Consider the following 16,253-nt stretch of genomic DNA (forward strand, 5'->3'; position numbering starts at 1 on the left):
ACTGCTGCGCAGCCCAACGCGGGACAAGCCCGCTCGCCACAGTGATAGTGTTCCTTCTTAACTGACTGGCATTAGGGCAAGCCCCCTTCCACATTTGCCGTGCGATGGATTCGACGTTGCGCCAGTCACAAGCCATCGCAAACCCTGTGCTAATATCGCGCCCCTGTTCATTTTGTATGTGGGTTGCTCCATGAAGTTGTCCATGCCGCGATTCAATCAAGCCGCTGTCTTGGTGGTCGGCGATGTCATGCTCGACCGTTACTGGCATGGTGGTACCTCACGGATTTCCCCTGAGGCGCCGGTACCGGTGGTCAAGGTCGAGCACATTGAAGACCGTCCAGGTGGCGCTGCCAACGTTGCCCTCAATATTGCCGCCCTCGGCGCCCCTGCCTCCCTGGTGGGTGTGACTGGTGACGACGAAGCTGCCGACAGCCTGGCCAATAGCCTGCGCGGTGCTGGCGTGCGCGCACTGTTCCAGCGCATTGCGCACCAGCCGACCATCGTCAAGCTGCGGGTCATGAGCCGTCACCAGCAGTTGCTGCGAATCGATTTCGAAGAACCCTTCGCCACCGACGCCCTGGCCCTCGGCAACCAGGTCGACGCCTTGCTCGAAGGGATCAAGGTGCTGGTGTTGTCCGACTACGGCAAAGGCGCCTTGCAGAACCATCAGGTGTTGATCCAGGCCGCCAAGGCCCGCAACATTCCGGTGCTGGCCGACCCCAAGGGCAAGGACTTCTCGATTTATCGAGGCGCCAGCCTGCTGACACCAAACCTCAGCGAGTTCGAAACCATCGTCGGCGGTTGCGTCGATGAGCACGAGCTGGTGAGCAAGGGTGCGGCACTGATGACCGATCTCGATTTGGGCGCCTTGCTGGTGACCCGTGGCGAGCATGGCATGACCTTGTTGCGCCCGGGCCACCCGGCCATGCACTTGCCGGCGCGTGCCCGTGAAGTGTTTGACGTCACCGGCGCCGGCGATACGGTGATTTCCACCCTGGCAGCCTCCATTGCCGCCGGTGAAGAACTGCCTCACGCCGTGGCGCTGGCCAACCTGGCGGCGGGCATTGTGGTCGGTAAGCTGGGCACCGCTGCCATCAGTGCACCGGAATTGCGCCGTGCGATCCAGCGCTCCGAAGGTTCGGAGCGCGGCGTGCTGAGCCTCGAGCAATTGCTGCTGGCGATTGACGATGCGCGGGCCCACAACGAAAGCATTGTGTTTACCAACGGCTGCTTCGACATCCTGCACGCCGGTCATGTGACTTATCTGGAGCAGGCACGTGCCCAAGGCGATCGCCTGATCGTGGCGGTCAACGATGACGCGTCGGTCAGCCGCTTGAAAGGCCCGGGTCGTCCGATCAACAGTGTTGACCGGCGCATGGCGGTTCTGGCGGGGCTGGGCGCAGTGGACTGGGTGATCAGCTTTTCTGAGGGAACCCCGGAAAACCTGCTGGCCCAGGTCAAGCCGGACGTGCTGGTCAAGGGCGGTGACTATTCCGTCGACCAGGTGGTCGGTGCGGATATCGTCAGTGCCTACGGCGGCACGGTCAAAGTGCTGGGGCTGGTCGAGAACAGCTCGACCACCGCTATCGTTGAAAAGATCCGTAATAACGAGTGATGTACATCACCGTCAGGGGCGAGCGTACTCGCCCCTAACGGCTGGTTTTTTTCGGCACGATCTTGCTTAGCATCTGCCGCGCTTTCCCAGTCAAACGCGTCAGTTTCGACTCCTTTTCCGGTTCGGCCAGGCCCTGCTGCCGGAGCCAATCCTTCCAGCGAATCCGCTCATCGCGTACCAGCCAGCCCTCCTGCTGGGCGAAGCTTTCCGCCAGGTACAGGCCGCGTGTACTGGCCGGGTAGAGCTGATCTTTCTTGACGGTATACAGCTCGGCCAGTGGTTCGCCGTCTTTGAGCGGCATCAGGTACAGGTCCGGGCGCTGGCGATCCAGGCGAGCTACCAATTGATCACCTTCCAGGCGCTCATCCACATGAAACAGGCTGAGCGACTTGGCCTCCTTCGGCACTTCCAGGCGCAAGTCATAAATCAGCTGCAGCGATGCCGTCGGCAGGTGCACATAGGCCCGTGGACGCTCGATCAACTGCGTGGTTGCACAGCGCACCGGGCGAGCGGCGCCGGACAAGGGGCTCAGGCGAAATGGCAGGGCTTCGCGATAATGCAGGGCTGAAGAGTAGGGGGCTGGCAGCCACGTGTCATTGAAGCGTCCGCCGAGCCAGCCTTCGGGTGTTTCGAGCAAGCATTCTTCGGCAATTTCCTGGATGGCGGTATGCAGCGGCAAGTTCAACTCATGGGCCGGGACATAGCCGGAGATCAGCTTGAGCACCACATCGCCACGGTCCTGGCGGCGTTGGCGCACCAGTACCCAGTAATCCTTGTTTTGCCAGTGCAGGGTCAGGCGCACCGAGACGCCGAGGTTCGCCAGTTCCAGGGCGAAGCGCTCGGCGTCCGGCACCTCTACCGGCTTGCGCCGTTGCAGGGTCTGGGCGAAGTTGAGCGGCATGCCGACGCTCTGGTAACTCAGGCCCTCGGGGGTGGCTTCGACGTGCAGTGGCAGTGTTTTGAAGTTGCTGGGGTTTTTTCTAATGAGCGTTCGCGGCATGTCGGCTCCTTCTTGCGACGGGGTCGGCCGCGTCGGCGGCATCAGAGTTGACGAATGACCCGGGCAGCGGTCGCCACGTTATGGGCCAGGTGCAGCGGATTAATGGTCCCGACAATAGCACTGGCGACGCCCGTTTGCGCAAACAACAACATGAAACTGGCATGAATTGGATCCATTCCTGGCTCCAGGCAAACGTGACCACTGGCCAGGGCTTTTTTCACCAGGACGCCCTTGCCATGGGCTGCGGCGTAATCAATCACGGCTTTCTCAGCCTGTTCGTTCAGATTGTAGGTGACCATCGCGCAATCACCCTGTTCCAGAGCCTTTACGCCGCCTTCGACGGTTTTGCCGGAGAAGCCGAAACCGCGAATCTTGCCCTCTTTTTTCAGCGCTGCCAGGGTCTGGTACACCTCGCAATCGTTGAGGATATGCATGTCGTTGCCATCGGAATGCACCAGCACCAGATCGATGAAATCCGTTTCCAATCGTTTCAGGCTACGTTCGATCGACATTCGCGTATGGGCCGCGCTGAAATCGTGATGGGACACGCCTTCGGCAAACTCCTCGCCGACCTTGCTGACGATGACCCAGTCCTTGCGCTGGCCACGCAGCAGGGGGCCCAGGCGCTCTTCGCTGCGGCCATAGGCTGGGGCGGTGTCGATCAGGTTGATGCCCAATTCGCGGGCCTGGCGCAGTAGCATCCGCGCCGCGTCGTCATCGGGGATCTGGAAGCCGCTGGGGTATTTAACCCCCTGATCGCGACCCAGCTTGACGGTACCCAGGCCCAGTGGCGACACCAGCAGGCCGGTGCTGCCCAGGGGGCGGTGCAGGTCGTGCAGGGTGGGCAGGCTCATGGTAACAATTGCTCCCAGGCGGGTTGACCGATTGCCGGTCTTGGCAGGTCGGGCAGAGGTGCCGTTGCGCTTGGGTGGATGCCGTCGCGTTCCAGGGCGCTGAGCACGCGGTCAGCGAAGTCGGGCGCCAACGCCAGTTTGGTCGGCCAGCCCACCAACAGGCGGCCGTGTTCGGCGAGGAAGGCGTTGTCGGGGCGGCTCAGGCCCGATTGCAGCGGCTCGGCACGGTCTACCCGCAGAGTGGCCCACTGGGTCTGGTTCATGTCGATCCATGGCAGCAGTTGCGCCAGCTCTTTTTCAGCGGTGGCGATTTGTTCTTGCGGTGTGCGCGCGACGCCGTCCGCCTCGGCGATATCGCCGCCTATGTACCACACCCAATTGTCGTCGGCAGCCGGGTGGGTGGTAATGGTGAGGCGAGGCTTGGTGCCGCCGCCCAGGCAATGGGCGTACAGCGGCTTCAAGCCCGGGCCTTTGGCGATGATCATATGCAGCGGGCGCTTTTGCATGGCCGGCTGGCTCAGGCCCAGGGTCGCCAGTACGTCAGCGGTGCCGCCGCCGGCACTCAATACAATGCGCTGCGCGCGGATCTCGCGGCCGTCGACCTTCAAGCCCACCAGGGCGTCGCCTTCCAGCAGCGGTTCAATGTGTTGCCCCGCGAGCAAGCCATCACCCGCCAGCTGTGCGAGGCGTTCGATCAGGCTTGGCACATCGACCACCAGTTCCGCCAAGCGATAGACCTTGCCTTTGAAACGGCGGTCTTGCAGGGCCAGGGGCAATTCGTCGCCTTTGACCTGATCGACGCGGCCACGCACGGCCTTGCTGGCGAAGAAGCTGGTGAGGTTGCCGGCGATCGTGCCGGGGGACCACAGGTAATGGGCTTCGGAGAGCAAGCGCACGCCGGACAGATCCAGCTCGCCGTTACCCGCCAGCGCTTCGCGCCAGCGACGCGGCATATCGGCAATCGCTTCGGACGCGCCGGTGAGGGCGCCGTGAAGGGCGTATTTTGCACCGCCGTGAATGATCCCTTGGGACTTCACGCTTTGCCCGCCGCCCAAGGTGGCGCTTTCCACCAGTACGGTGGAAAACCCCTGGCGGCGCAGGCGTGCATTGAGCCAGAGCCCGGCAACCCCGGCGCCGACAATCAGAACGTCGGTGGAAATAACGGATGGCATCGGCGACCTCACTTCAAAACAAGGCGCCAAGTATACATTCTCAAGCCATGCATACCGTAGGCGCTGTCGAGTGAAGCGAGGCGGTTGAGGCTAAAGCGAGCGATCAGTGCCCGACGGTTTTCGAGAACAGCTGAATCACGACCACGCCCAGGACAATCAGGCCCATGCCCAGCATCGCCGGGATATCCAGTTTCTGCCCGTAGATAAACAGCGCGGCGACACTGACCATCACGATCCCCAACCCCGCCCAGACCGCATAAGCCACGCCCACCGGCACGGTGCGCACCACCAGTGTGAGCATCCAGAACGCTACGCCATAACCCACAATCATCAGCAGCAGCGGGATCGGCGTGCTCAAGCCCTTGACGGCTTTCATGGAAACGGTCGCGACCACTTCTGAGCAGATGGCAACGGCCAGGTAGAGGTAGGCGGCATTCATGGGGTAATCCTCGGTGTGTTGCGTGCTTGGTAAGGTCGGCATTCTAACGCTTCGAGAGATGAGATAAAGTCATTACCTATCCGAATTAAAGATGGGTTGGGCCATGAGCGTGCAGTGGAATCTGGAACAGATGCGCCTGTTTGTCAGCGTCGCCGAGCAGCGTTCCTTTTCGGCGGTGGCGCGCGACCAGCGCAAGGCGCAATCGGCGGTAAGCAATGGCATTGCTTTGCTGGAAGCGGACCTGGGGCTGTGCCTGTTCGAGCGCAGCAGTGGCCGTCAGCCGCGCTTGACCGAGGCCGGCGGCGTATTGCTGGAGGAAGCGCGTGAAGTGCTGCGCCAGTGTGAGCGGCTCAATGGTCGGGCGCTGTCCTTGACCCGTGGCGAGGAAGCCTGCCTGCGCCTGGCTCAGGATGAGGCGATGCTGTTCCAGCCGGTGCTCGATAGTCTCGAGGCGTTGGCGGTGCAATACCCGCTCTTGGAGGTGCAGCTGTCCAGTGCCGCCCAAGGCGATGTGGCGCGCAAGTTGGTGGAGCGCAAGGCTGACCTGGGGTTGTTGTTCTACCACGACCAAATTCCCGAGGCCCTTGAGCGACGGGTGGTGGGGCGCGTGGAAATGGTCACGGTGTGCGGTGTGAATCACCCGTTGGCCAAGGAAAAGTATGTGACGTGCCAGCATCTGGCACAGTTTCGCCAGTTGCTGATGTCGACCCAGACCAGCGTCTATCCTGGCAGCGAAGCGGCGAGCCCGCTGGTGTGGCGCGCCGACAGCTTCTACGTATTGGCCGAATGGGTGATGAGTGGCCTGGGCTGGGCCTGGCTGCCTCGGCATATCGTGCAATACCCGACCTATCAGCAACAAATGGTCGAATTGGTCAGCGAATGGACACCGCCGGCCCTGGTGGTGGAGTTGGTGTGGCGTCGCGATGAACACCTGGGGCCCGCGGCCCGCTTCCTGGCCAAACGTTTTGCCGAGTGCTTGCAGGCGATCGACTGAAAAAGCCGATAAACTCCGCCGCCATGAATAGAACTCTCTACAGCTGTCTGTTTTACCTGGTGCTACCGTTGGTGGCCTTGCGTCTGTGGCTGCGTGCACGCAAGGCGCCGGCCTATGCCAAGCGTGTGGGCGAGCGGTTTTCCTATGGCTTGCCGGTGGTCCAGCCGGGTGGGATCTGGGTGCACGCCGTGTCGGTGGGCGAAAGTATTGCGGCGGCGCCGATGATCCGTGGCCTGTTGGAACGTTATCCACAGTTGCCGATGACCGTCACCTGCATGACGCCCACCGGTTCCGAGCGTATCCAGGCATTGTTTGCCAACGAGCCGCGCATCCAGCACTGCTACCTGCCATACGACTTGCCCTGCGCCGCCAAGCGTTTTCTCGATCGTGTGCAACCCAAGCTGGCCGTGATCATGGAAACCGAGTTGTGGCCCAACCACATCCATGCCTGCGCCCAGCGCGGCATTCCAGTGGCACTGGCGAATGCGCGGCTGTCGGCGCGTTCGGCCAAGGGCTATGCGCGCTTTGCCAAGTTGACTGCGCCGATGCTTGCGCAAATGAGCCTGTTCGCGGTGCAAACGCAAGCCGAAGCCCAGCGTTTTCTGAGCCTGGGCGCACGGCCGGAAACCGTCGAAGTCACCGGCTCGATCAAGTTCGACCTGACCATCGATCCTCAACTGCCGTCGCGCGCCGCCGCCTTGCGCGAGCAATGGGGCGCCAGCGAACGCCCGGTGTGGATCGCGGCCAGCACTCACGAAGGCGAAGATGAGGTCGTGCTGGCGGCCCATCGCCAACTGCTTGCCAGCTACCCCAACGCGCTGCTGATTCTGGTGCCGCGGCATCAGGAACGCTTCGGCCCGACATTTGAGCGCTGCGTGCAGCAAGGCTTTGCCACGGTACGTCGTTCCAGTGGCGAGCCCGTCACCGCGCAAACCTCAGTGTTGCTCGGCGACACCATGGGCGAGTTACTGTTTCTCTATGCCTTGGCCGACAGCGCCTTTGTCGGCGGCAGCCTGGTACCGACCGGCGGGCACAATCCATTGGAGCCGGCAGCGTTGGGTAAGCCGGTGATCATGGGGCCGCATTTGTTCAACTTCCTCGAAATCACCACGATGATGCGCGATGCCGGGGCGTTGCGAGAGGTGGATGATGCAGAAGGGCTGGCCGAGGCGGTGCGGCAGTTGTTCGAGTTGCCCCAGGATGCGCGCAGGATGGCAGAGGCGGGGCTTGCGGTGATGCAGGCCAACCAGGGCGCGTTGCAGCGCTTGCTGGATGGCCTGGGTCGTTTGATTCAATAGCCCGGGCGGGCTTTCAGCTGTTCGGCGGCGGCTTTGGCCAGGTCCGGTGGCAGGAAGTCCTTGTCCGGGTTGTAGTCAGCCTTGAGGTAGCGCGTCAGGTCTTGCAAGTCCCCTGGGTTCAGCGTGCCCGCAGCCTGCTTCAAGCGCAGGTTGTCGAGGATGTAGTCGTAGCGGCTGTTGTTATAGCTGCGCACGGACGAGTAGAGCTGGCGCTGTGACTCCAGCACATCGACGATATTGCGCGTGCCTACCTGATAGCCGATTTCCGTGGCTTCCACCGCGCTCTGGTTAGAGATGATCGACTGGCGGCGTGCCTGCACCTGTTCCACATCGGTGTTCACCGCACGGTGCAGGTTGCGTGTGTTTTCCACCACCTGGCGGCGCAGGCCCTCACGTTGCTGCTCGGTCTGGTCGAGGCGCGAATAGGATTCGCGCACCTGCGAACTGGTGAGGCCGCCGCTGTAGATCGGGATGTTCAACTGCAGGCCGATGGTCCTGCGCGATGCGTCACCCCGATAGTCCGGGCCGAAAGGGTTGGGGTTGCTGGCGCCGAGGGCATCGTTGTCACCCTTCTGGTATTGCGCTACTGCATCCAGGGTCGGCGCGTGGCCAGCCTTGCGTTGTCTGAGGGTTTCTTCGGCGGCGGTGACTGCATAGTTGCTGGCCAGGAGGTTGAGGTTCTGGCGACCGGCCGTCTCGACCCAGGCCTTGGCGTCGTTAGGTGTCGGTGGCAGCACCGGCAGCGTGTGGACGATGCCCTGGATCGAGTTGTACTGACGGTTGGTCAGGGTGATCAGTGCTTCGAAGGCGTCGTCTACCTGGCGTTGCGCGACGATGCGGTTGGCACGTGCGGTGTCGTAGCTGGCCTGGGATTGCAGCACGTCGGTCTTGTCTGACAGGCCGACGTCGAAGCGCTCGTTAGACTGGTCCAATTGGCGCTTGAACGCGGCTTCTTCGGCCTTGGTCGTGGCCAGGTTGTCCTGGGCCCGCAGTACGCTGAAGTAGTACTCGGCACTTTGCAGGATCAGGCTCTGCTCGGTGGCGGAGAGCTGCAGCGCAGCTTGTTCATTAACGGCTTCTGCGGCCTGCAACTGAAACCAGCGGTCAGCACGAAACAGCGGCTGGCTCAGGGTCGCCTGCCAGGAATGTGCATCGCGATTGAGCGTGGCGGCAGGGTGATCAAACTGGTTGCGCACATTATTGGAATCGGCGCCCGCCGACAGGTTTGGCAGCAGGCCGGCCCGGGCCTGGGGCACTACTTCTTTTTGCGCCCCGTATTGGGCGCGGGCTGCGGCCAGGTCGGCGTTGTTATCCACCGCTTCTTGGTAGACGCTGACCAGATCGGTTTTGGTCGACAGGGGCGCTTCAGCTGCCCAGACCATTCCGTTGGTTGCACAAGACACGGCAAGCGCCAGTGAAAGTTTGCGCAGCATGAGGCAATCCCTAGATTTGATATTACGGTTATAATTCTGCGCCAAGGCTAAGACGAGTAATCCATAGCGTCAAGCCTCCAGGCAGTTGCCGAGTGTAGTGGCGTGAACACGGCACAACAATCCTGTCATTGCACCATTCATCACGCTGAATGCAGCGCTATTGGCAATTTGCCCACGCCATGGTCTAGACTGGCCGCGTTCTTGTCGGGGTGCCTTGTTGGAAGGCTGAGATCGGTAAATACCGGATCCCGTTGAACCTGATCAGGTTAGCGCCTGCGTAGGGAACAAGATTTCTCGTCACCCGGCGAGTCCTCTTGTGCTTCGTCCGGGATGTTGTTCGACAATCGAACAGCTCTTGTGCGTCAGCACAGCACTGGTTCCAGTGCGTCCATCCGTCACAGGTTCGCTCCGACAAAAATCCACCGCCTGGATAAGTTGGAGAGCCCGTGATGAGTACAAAACCAAAAAACACCGTGCACTTGAGTGAATCGGCCAAGGTCGACTCTGGCTCCGTGCAGCCTTTTACCCGCTCGCAAAAAATCTACGTACAAGGCTCTCGCCCGGACATTCGCGTGCCGATGCGCGAAATCAGCCTGGACGTGACCCCCACTGAATTCGGTGGCGAAATCAACGCCCCCGTGGTGGTCTACGACACCTCCGGTCCTTACACCGACCCCAACGTCATCATCGATGTGCGCAAAGGCTTGGCCGATGTGCGTTCGCCGTGGATTGAAGAACGTGGTGACACTGAGCGCCTGACCTGCCTGAGCTCAAGCTACGGTCAGGAGCGCCTCGATAACCCGGACCTGGCTTACCTGCGCTTTGCTCACCTGCAAAACCCGCGTCGGGCCAAGGCTGGTGCCAACGTGAGCCAGATGCACTACGCGCGCAAAGGCATCATCACGCCGGAGATGGAATACGTCGCCATCCGCGAAAATATGAAGCTGGAAGAAGCACGCGCCACCGGCCTGCTCAAACAGCAGCACCCTGGCCACAGCTTTGGCGCAAGCATCCCGAAAATCATCACGCCTGAATTTGTCCGCGAAGAAATTGCCCGTGGCCGCGCGATCATTCCCGCCAACATCAACCATACCGAATTGGAACCGATGATCATCGGTCGTAACTTCCTGGTGAAGATTAACGGCAACATCGGCAACAGTGCCCTGGGTTCGTCCATTGAAGAAGAAGTGGCGAAGATGACCTGGGGCATTCGCTGGGGCTCGGACAACATCATGGATTTGTCCACCGGCAAGCACATCCACGAAACCCGCGAGTGGATCATCCGTAACTCGCCAGTGCCGATCGGGACCGTGCCGATCTACCAGGCCCTGGAAAAAGTCGACGGCGTGGCCGAGGACCTGACCTGGGAGCTGTTCCGCGACACGCTGATCGAACAGGCCGAGCAGGGGGTGGACTATTTCACCATTCACGCCGGTGTCTTGTTGCGTTATGTACCGCTGACCGCCAACCGCGTGACCGGCATCGTCAGCCGTGGCGGCGCCATCATGGCCAAGTGGTGCCTGGCCCACCACAAGGAAAACTTCGCCTACACGCATTTCGAGGAAATCTGCGAAATCATGAAGGCGTATGACGTCAGCTTCTCTCTCGGCGATGGCCTGCGCCCAGGCTCGGTGGCAGATGCCAACGACGCAGCGCAATTCGGTGAGCTGGAAACACTCGGCGAGCTGACCAAGATCGCCTGGAAACACGACGTGCAAACCATGATCGAGGGTCCTGGCCACGTGCCGATGCAACTGATCAAGGAGAACATGGACAAGCAGCTGGAATGCTGCGACGAGGCGCCGTTCTACACCCTCGGGCCGCTGACCACCGACATCGCGCCGGGTTACGACCACATCACTTCCGGCATTGGCGCCGCGATGATCGGCTGGTTCGGCTGCGCCATGCTCTGCTACGTCACACCCAAGGAACACCTGGGTTTGCCAAACAAGGATGACGTGAAGACCGGGATCATCACCTACAAGATCGCTGCGCATGCGGCCGACCTCGCCAAGGGCCATCCGGGGGCGCAAATCCGCGACAACGCCTTGAGCAAGGCGCGCTTCGAATTCCGTTGGGAAGACCAGTTCAACCTTGGTCTCGACCCTGATACCGCACGCGCCTTCCACGATGAAACGTTGCCGAAAGAGTCGGCCAAAGTCGCGCATTTCTGCTCGATGTGCGGGCCGAAGTTCTGCTCGATGAAGGTGACCCACGAAGTGCGCGAATACGCGGCCAACCAGCGCATTGAAACGGTGGATGTGGACGTGGCCAAGGGCTTGGCCGAGCAGGCGGAGCGGTTCAAGCGGGAAGGTAGCCAGTTGTACAAAAAGGTCTGATCCGGGATCCAAGGTGCCTGTAAGGGCCTGATCGGGAGCAAGCTGCCTCCCACATTTGAAATGCATTTCAGTGTGGGAGGGGGCTTGCCCCCGATAGCAATCTCTCCAACAAAAAATGCCCCTCAGAGATACCCCCCTTGAGCATTCAACCGAGTACCTACTCCCCGGACATTACAGTCCCCCAGGACAAGCGCGTGTTCGGCGCCCGCGACCTGTTTTCCCTGTGGTTCTCCCTCGGCATTGGCCTGATGGTCCTGCAAACCGGTGCGCTGCTCGCCCCGGGCCTGGGCCTGTGCGGCTCATTGCTGGCGATTTTCTTCGGTACCCTGGTGGGCGTGCTGCTGCTGGCCGCTGTCGGCGTGATCGGCAGCGACACCGGCCTGTCCGCCATGGCAGCGCTCAAACTCAGCCTCGGCGCCAAGGGCGCCAGCCTGCCGGCGGTGCTGAACTTGCTGCAACTGATCGGCTGGGGCGCGTTCGAGATCATCGTGATGCGGGACGCTGCGAGCCTGTTGGGCACTCGCGCTTTTGGCGAAGGCAGCCTGTTGAGTAGCCCACTGTTCTGGACCCTGATCTTCGGTGCGCTTGCCACATTGCTGGCAGTGAGCGGCCCGTTGACCTTTGTACGCCAGATCCTGCGTAAATGGGGGATCTGGCTGCTCCTCGCCGCCTGCCTGTGGCTGACCTGGAACCTGCTCGCCAAGGCTGACCTCGCCGCACTGTGGGCCAAGACCGGTGACGGTTCGATGTCCTTTGCGGTGGGGTTCGACATTGCGATTGCCATGCCGTTGTCCTGGCTGCCGTTGATTGCCGATTACTCACGCTTTGGCAAACGCGCCAACAGTGTGTTCGGCGGCACTGCGCTGGGTTTCTTTATCGGTAATTTCTGGCTGATGAGCCTGGGCGTGGCCTATACCCTGGCGTTTGCGCCCAGTGGCGAAGTGAATGCGTTGCTGCTGGCCCTGGCGGGCGCCGGCCTGGGCATTCCGCTGTTGCTGATCCTGCTGGATGAGTCGGAAAACGCCTTTGCCGATATTCACTCGGCGGCGGTGTCCAGCGGGATTCTGTTGCGCTTGAGGGTCGAGCACCTGGCGTTGGCCATTGGCGTGATATGCACCGTGATCGCCTGCTTTGCGCCGCTGGCGCAGTACCAGAACTTCCTGTTGCTGATCGGCTCGGTGTTTGCGCCGTTATTTGGCGTGGTACTGGTGGATCATTTCATCCTGCGCCGCCGTAGCCCGGGGAGGGTCACCCACCTGCACTGGCCGGCGTTGGTGGCCTGGTTGGGTGGCATCAGTACGTATCATCTGTTGGCCAACCTGTATCCGGACATAGGTGCAACCCTGCCTGCATTGCTGCTGGCAGGGCTGTTGCAGTTTGTCCTGGGCCGGGCTGTCAGTGGCGTGCGGGCATCAGCTCAGGCTTGAGCACGCCGGTAAGGCGCGTATAGGGGATGGTCATTTCGATCAGCCCCAATGCGTAAGGCGCAATGGTCGCTACGTTGTACTTGAGTACTACGCCGTTGCTGGTCAAGGCGATGTTCGGGGTTTTCTGGAAGGGCCAGTTCTTCACGAACTCCGGGTCACGGTCCATCTGCGAGTTGATCTGCCAGCTGTTGTGGGCAACTTTCGCGGTGTTCCAGAACGCCTGCTCCTGGCCTGGCAGCAGCATGTCGCTCAGGCTCAGCTCTTTATGCAGTAGACGTGAATAGTTGATGAAGCCACGGCCGGGCTCGCCGTGGGCGGCGCCGGTGTCCAGGTAGCTGGAGACTTCAACGATCACCAGTCCGTCATGCTGTTCACGTACCTTGGCCTGCAAGTACATGCTGTGGCGGTCAGGGGCTTCACGCAAAAACTTGTCCCGATAGGCCGTCAGGGTTGCCGGCACGCTCGCGCCAGGGGGGGTGCGGGTCATTTGCAGCAAGCGCTGCTCGACCAGGGTGTCGAGTTGCGGCTCGGCGGGAAAGTGCACGGTATCAATGTTCACCAGCGGGCATTCGGGGCTGTCGCAGCCAGGCTTGATTTGCTCCGATTTGTCAGCGGTGGTGTCCAGCGGCTTGAGATAGCTGGGTTGGAACAGGCTCTGGCAAGCACCCAGGGTCAAGGCAATACAGGCCACGGAGGCGATTTTTAAAAGCGACATGTGCGTCCTTCGGAAATCGATGGAAAGCGAAAAAGAGTAGCGCTTCGACTGCGAACAAAGCCGTCAGTTCGCCACTAAGCTGATTAGAGTGAGTTTGACCTGCGCCATCTATCCCGGCAACTGGAAAGGGGCTGCACCGAGGGGCAACGGCGCGTTAGGATGGCGCGAATTGCACCGGCTTAACGAGGAAGAATATGACGGACATTGCGAAATCGACGCCGAACAAGATCGAGATTGTTCAGCACGACAATGCCTACAAGGGCTTCTACAAGCTTGATCGCGTGCAACTGCGCCACGAAAAATTCGATGGTGGCATGAGTCGTGTGATCAACCGCGAAGTCTTTGTTCGTCATGACGCCGTGTGCGTGCTGCCCTATGACCCGCAACGTGATGAGGTGGTGCTGATCGAACAGTTCCGCGTTGGCGCCATGGGCCGTACCGATAACCCCTGGCTGGTGGAAATGGTCGCCGGCCTGATTGACAAGGACGAGCAACCGGAGGAGGTTGCACACCGCGAAGCCGAGGAGGAAGCTGGGCTGACATTCTCCGCGCTGTGGCCCATCACGAAATATTTCCCATCGCCCGGCGGCAGTACCGAATTTGTCCACTTGTACCTGGGCCGTTGCGACAGCTCAGGCGCCGGTGGCGTCCATGGGTTGGAAGAAGAGGCAGAAGATATCCGCGTGACGGCCTGGGCATTCGAAGATGCCTTTCAAGCGGTACGCGATGGCAAAATTTCCAATGCAGCCAGCATCATCGCCCTGCAGTGGCTTGCGCTTAATCGCGCAGAAGTGAGGGGGTTATGGCAGTAAAGGCACGGGAACGTTATCGAGTTGACCTGATCGGGCTGCAAGCCGCCTGCGAGGCCAACTACGCGCGGCTGATGCGCCTGCTGCCCGATATGCGTCACACACCTGAGGCACGGCGTATTGCCGTGACCCACGGCGACCAGATGCTTGGCGTGCTGACCCTGGAAGTGATCCTCACCTGCCCGTACACCACCACGCTGCGTGTACGCCAGGAGCACAGCCTGCCGTGGCTGCCGGTGCCGCAATTGGAAGTGCAGGTGTACCACGACGCGCGGATGGCCGAAGTGATCAGCGCCGAACATGCACGACGCTTTCGCAGCATCTATCCTTACCCGAATGTGTTCATGCACCAGCCCGATGAGAAAGCGCAGCTCAATGTGTTCCTCGGTGAATGGTTGAGCCACTGCCTGGCCCTGGGGCATGAGTTCGAAGTCGTGCGGTAGATGTGAACTGTGTCTGCTTCCTCAGGTTTCCTCTTTGTGTCCTGCCCTAGCATAATCGCGCCAAACCTCCATTTTCTGTGATTGCCCTGGGAGAGCGCCTTGCCGAGCGTATCCACCACAAACCCCGACGCTGGCGCCTTGCTGGTGCAACTGTCTGACAGCCACTTGTTTGCCGAGGCAGACAGCGCGCTGCTGGGCATGAATACCCGCGAAAGCTTGCAGCGGGTGATCGAGTTGGTGCGCGAGCAACAGCCTCGGGTCGATCTGTTGCTGGCCACGGGCGATCTGTCCCAGGATGGCACCTTGGCGTCTTACCAGCAGTTTCGCGAGATGACCCAGTCAATCGACGCCCCGGCGCGCTGGATCCCGGGTAATCATGATGAACCGCAGATCATGGTCCACGCCGCCGTGCACAGCGATTTACTCGAGCCGGTGGTCGACATCGGCAACTGGCGCATCACCCTGCTGGACTCTGCCGTACCCGGCTCCGTGCCTGGGTACCTGCAAGACCAGCAATTGCAACGGCTTGCCCAGGCCCTGAGTGAAGCACCGAGCCGGCATCACCTGGTGTGCTTGCACCATCACCCGGTGTCTATCGGCTGTGCCTGGATGGAGCCTATCGGCCTGCGCAATCCTGACGCCCTGTTTGCCGTGCTTGACCGCTTCCCGCAGGTGCGGGCGGTGTTGTGGGGGCACGTTCACCAAGAGATCGACTGCGAGCGCAATGGCGTGCGGCTGTTGGCGTCACCGTCCACCTGTATCCAGTTCGCGCCGGGCAGCGAGGATTTCCAGGTCAGCGACCAGGCGCCGGGTTATCGCTGGTTGCGCCTGCATGCCGACGGACGGTTGGAAACGGGCGTGGAACGGGTCGAAGGTTTCGAATTTACCATCGACTACGGCAGCAACGGCTATTAAATGTGAGAGGGGGCTTGCTCCCGATAGCGGAGTGTCAGGCAATATATTGGCTGGCTGGCCCACCCCCATCGGGAGCAAGCCCCCTCCCACATGGGGTTTGTGGCGTCAGAGATAGTGTGTGTACTCACTCCTGGCCTCGATCCCTGTAAACTGCGCCTTTTGGCGTAAGCATGGAGAGCCCGGCATGTCCGCTTCGATCCTGTATATCCACGGTTTTAACAGCGCGCCGTCTTCCAACAAGGCCAGCCAGTTGATCGCCGTGATGGACAACCTCGGCCTTGCCGACCAATTGCGTGTGCCGGCCCTGCATCACCACCCACGTAAGGCAATTCCTCAATTGGAGGAGGCCATTGCGCAGCTGGGGCGGCCGCTGCTGGTCGGAAGCTCACTCGGCGGCTACTATGCAACCCATCTTGCCGAGCGCCATGGCCTCAAGGCGCTGCTGGTCAACCCGGCGGTCAGCCCGCATCGGATGTTCGACGGTTACCTGGGTACTCAGAAGAACCTCTACACCGATGAAACCTGGGAACTGACCCACGACCACGTCACGGCCCTGGCAGAACTGGAAGTACCGGCTCCCCAGGATGCCGCGCGTTATCAGGTGTGGTTGCAGACCGGGGATGAAACCCTGGATTATCGCCTTGCCCAACAGTATTACCGGGCCTGTGCCCTGCGCATCCAGGCCGGTGGCGACCATGGTTACCGAGGGTTTGCCCAGCAACTGCCGGCGATGTTGAGCTTTGCCGGCATTGGCGCAGATCAGTATCAATCCTTCGATTTCTCGGCACTGTAATCGCCTT

General features: G+C 61.0%; 15 protein-coding genes and 1 riboswitch. Of the genes, 9 read left to right on the forward strand and 6 right to left on the reverse strand.

Going from position 1 to position 16,253, the window contains the following annotated elements:
* The first annotated feature begins 190 nt into the window (after nucleotides 1-190).
* The gene (gene hldE / locus M5B43_RS15685; RefSeq protein WP_248750953.1) at nucleotides 191-1,615 is read left to right on the forward strand and encodes a bifunctional D-glycero-beta-D-manno-heptose-7-phosphate kinase/D-glycero-beta-D-manno-heptose 1-phosphate adenylyltransferase HldE; all 1,425 of its coding nucleotides are present in this window, start codon (nucleotides 191-193) and stop codon (nucleotides 1,613-1,615) included.
* Between the two features lie 34 nt (nucleotides 1,616-1,649).
* On the opposite strand, the gene M5B43_RS15690 is transcribed toward hldE, so the two are convergent.
* The 4 genes from M5B43_RS15690 to M5B43_RS15705 form a co-directional block, all read right to left on the reverse strand.
* Nucleotides 1,650-2,615 carry a metal ABC transporter ATPase gene (locus tag M5B43_RS15690; protein ID WP_248750954.1) on the reverse strand — a complete coding sequence of 322 codons (966 nt, stop codon included), beginning with the start codon at nucleotides 2,613-2,615 and terminating at the stop codon, nucleotides 1,650-1,652.
* A gap of 41 nt (nucleotides 2,616-2,656) precedes the next feature.
* A complete protein-coding gene (locus tag M5B43_RS15695; protein ID WP_248750955.1) occupies nucleotides 2,657-3,469 on the reverse strand; it encodes an aldo/keto reductase in 813 nt (270 codons plus the stop codon).
* Nucleotides 3,466-4,641: an FAD-dependent oxidoreductase gene (locus tag M5B43_RS15700; protein WP_248750956.1), complete on the reverse strand. Its 1,176-nt coding sequence runs from the start codon at nucleotides 4,639-4,641 to the stop codon at nucleotides 3,466-3,468. Before M5B43_RS15700 ends, M5B43_RS15695 begins: the two co-directional genes overlap by 4 nt.
* A 103-nt stretch (nucleotides 4,642-4,744) precedes the next feature.
* Complete coding sequence (locus M5B43_RS15705) at nucleotides 4,745-5,080, reverse strand: multidrug efflux SMR transporter (protein WP_248750957.1); 336 nt, start codon at nucleotides 5,078-5,080, stop codon at nucleotides 4,745-4,747.
* 103 nt (nucleotides 5,081-5,183) lie between these two features.
* Between M5B43_RS15705 and M5B43_RS15710 the strand changes: the two genes are divergently transcribed.
* Both M5B43_RS15710 and waaA read left to right on the forward strand, forming a co-directional pair.
* Entirely contained in the window at nucleotides 5,184-6,074 is an 891-nt protein-coding gene (locus M5B43_RS15710; protein WP_248750958.1) for a LysR family transcriptional regulator, read from the forward strand.
* A 23-nt stretch (nucleotides 6,075-6,097) separates the two neighbouring features.
* Entirely contained in the window at nucleotides 6,098-7,372 is a 1,275-nt protein-coding gene (gene waaA / locus M5B43_RS15715) for a lipid IV(A) 3-deoxy-D-manno-octulosonic acid transferase (RefSeq protein WP_248750959.1), read from the forward strand.
* Here waaA and M5B43_RS15720 read toward each other — a convergent pair.
* Nucleotides 7,366-8,805, reverse strand: a complete 1,440-nt coding sequence (locus M5B43_RS15720; protein WP_248750960.1) for a TolC family outer membrane protein — start codon at nucleotides 8,803-8,805, stop codon at nucleotides 7,366-7,368. The two genes, waaA and M5B43_RS15720, sit on opposite strands and share 7 nt — an antisense overlap.
* A 195-nt stretch (nucleotides 8,806-9,000) precedes the next feature.
* A riboswitch (TPP riboswitch) is annotated at nucleotides 9,001-9,106 on the forward strand.
* Between the two features lie 148 nt (nucleotides 9,107-9,254).
* Here M5B43_RS15720 and thiC point away from each other — a divergent pair.
* Both thiC and cytX read left to right on the forward strand, forming a co-directional pair.
* Nucleotides 9,255-11,144 carry a phosphomethylpyrimidine synthase ThiC gene (gene thiC / locus M5B43_RS15725; RefSeq protein ID WP_248750961.1) on the forward strand — a complete coding sequence of 630 codons (1,890 nt, stop codon included), beginning with the start codon at nucleotides 9,255-9,257 and terminating at the stop codon, nucleotides 11,142-11,144.
* A 137-nt stretch (nucleotides 11,145-11,281) separates the two neighbouring features.
* Nucleotides 11,282-12,571 carry a putative hydroxymethylpyrimidine transporter CytX gene (gene cytX / locus M5B43_RS15730; protein WP_248750962.1) on the forward strand — a complete coding sequence of 430 codons (1,290 nt, stop codon included), beginning with the start codon at nucleotides 11,282-11,284 and terminating at the stop codon, nucleotides 12,569-12,571.
* Here cytX and M5B43_RS15735 read toward each other — a convergent pair.
* Entirely contained in the window at nucleotides 12,540-13,286 is a 747-nt protein-coding gene (locus M5B43_RS15735) for an RsiV family protein (RefSeq protein WP_248750963.1), read from the reverse strand. The genes cytX and M5B43_RS15735 overlap by 32 nt on opposite strands.
* Before the next feature lie 194 nt (nucleotides 13,287-13,480).
* On the opposite strand from M5B43_RS15735, the gene M5B43_RS15740 reads away from it, so the two are divergent.
* The 4 genes from M5B43_RS15740 (at nucleotide 13,481) to M5B43_RS15755 (ending at nucleotide 16,246) form a co-directional block, all read left to right on the forward strand.
* Nucleotides 13,481-14,098: an NUDIX domain-containing protein gene (locus M5B43_RS15740; RefSeq protein ID WP_248750964.1), complete on the forward strand. Its 618-nt coding sequence runs from the start codon at nucleotides 13,481-13,483 to the stop codon at nucleotides 14,096-14,098.
* On the forward strand, nucleotides 14,089-14,538 hold the full coding sequence (locus M5B43_RS15745) for a DUF1249 domain-containing protein (protein WP_034117421.1): 450 nt from the start codon (nucleotides 14,089-14,091) through the stop codon (nucleotides 14,536-14,538). The genes M5B43_RS15740 and M5B43_RS15745 overlap by 10 nt, the downstream gene beginning before the upstream one ends.
* Before the next feature lie 99 nt (nucleotides 14,539-14,637).
* The gene (gene cpdA, locus M5B43_RS15750; protein WP_248750965.1) at nucleotides 14,638-15,453 is read left to right on the forward strand and encodes a 3',5'-cyclic-AMP phosphodiesterase; all 816 of its coding nucleotides are present in this window, start codon (nucleotides 14,638-14,640) and stop codon (nucleotides 15,451-15,453) included.
* Nucleotides 15,454-15,637: 184 nt separating this feature from the next.
* Nucleotides 15,638-16,246, forward strand: coding sequence for a YqiA/YcfP family alpha/beta fold hydrolase (locus M5B43_RS15755; RefSeq protein ID WP_248750966.1), 609 nt, complete (start codon nucleotides 15,638-15,640; stop codon nucleotides 16,244-16,246).
* Nucleotides 16,247-16,253 lie beyond the last annotated feature (7 nt).

The organism is Pseudomonas sp. MWU15-20650 (genome assembly GCF_023242475.1).
GTDB lineage: Bacteria > Pseudomonadota > Gammaproteobacteria > Pseudomonadales > Pseudomonadaceae > Aquipseudomonas.

Coding starts and splice junctions, on each gene's coding strand:
- hldE (WP_248750953.1), top strand. CDS start 191: ATGAAGTTGTCCATGCCGCGATTCAATCAAGCCGCTGTCTTGGTGGTC.
- M5B43_RS15690 (WP_248750954.1), bottom strand. CDS start 2,615: ATGCCGCGAACGCTCATTAGAAAAAACCCCAGCAACTTCAAAACACTG.
- M5B43_RS15695 (WP_248750955.1), bottom strand. CDS start 3,469: ATGAGCCTGCCCACCCTGCACGACCTGCACCGCCCCCTGGGCAGCACC.
- M5B43_RS15700 (WP_248750956.1), bottom strand. CDS start 4,641: ATGCCATCCGTTATTTCCACCGACGTTCTGATTGTCGGCGCCGGGGTT.
- M5B43_RS15705 (WP_248750957.1), bottom strand. CDS start 5,080: ATGAATGCCGCCTACCTCTACCTGGCCGTTGCCATCTGCTCAGAAGTG.
- M5B43_RS15710 (WP_248750958.1), top strand. CDS start 5,184: ATGAGCGTGCAGTGGAATCTGGAACAGATGCGCCTGTTTGTCAGCGTC.
- waaA (WP_248750959.1), top strand. CDS start 6,098: ATGAATAGAACTCTCTACAGCTGTCTGTTTTACCTGGTGCTACCGTTG.
- M5B43_RS15720 (WP_248750960.1), bottom strand. CDS start 8,805: ATGCTGCGCAAACTTTCACTGGCGCTTGCCGTGTCTTGTGCAACCAAC.
- thiC (WP_248750961.1), top strand. CDS start 9,255: ATGAGTACAAAACCAAAAAACACCGTGCACTTGAGTGAATCGGCCAAG.
- M5B43_RS15735 (WP_248750963.1), bottom strand. CDS start 13,286: ATGTCGCTTTTAAAAATCGCCTCCGTGGCCTGTATTGCCTTGACCCTG.
- M5B43_RS15740 (WP_248750964.1), top strand. CDS start 13,481: ATGACGGACATTGCGAAATCGACGCCGAACAAGATCGAGATTGTTCAG.
- M5B43_RS15745 (WP_034117421.1), top strand. CDS start 14,089: ATGGCAGTAAAGGCACGGGAACGTTATCGAGTTGACCTGATCGGGCTG.
- M5B43_RS15755 (WP_248750966.1), top strand. CDS start 15,638: ATGTCCGCTTCGATCCTGTATATCCACGGTTTTAACAGCGCGCCGTCT.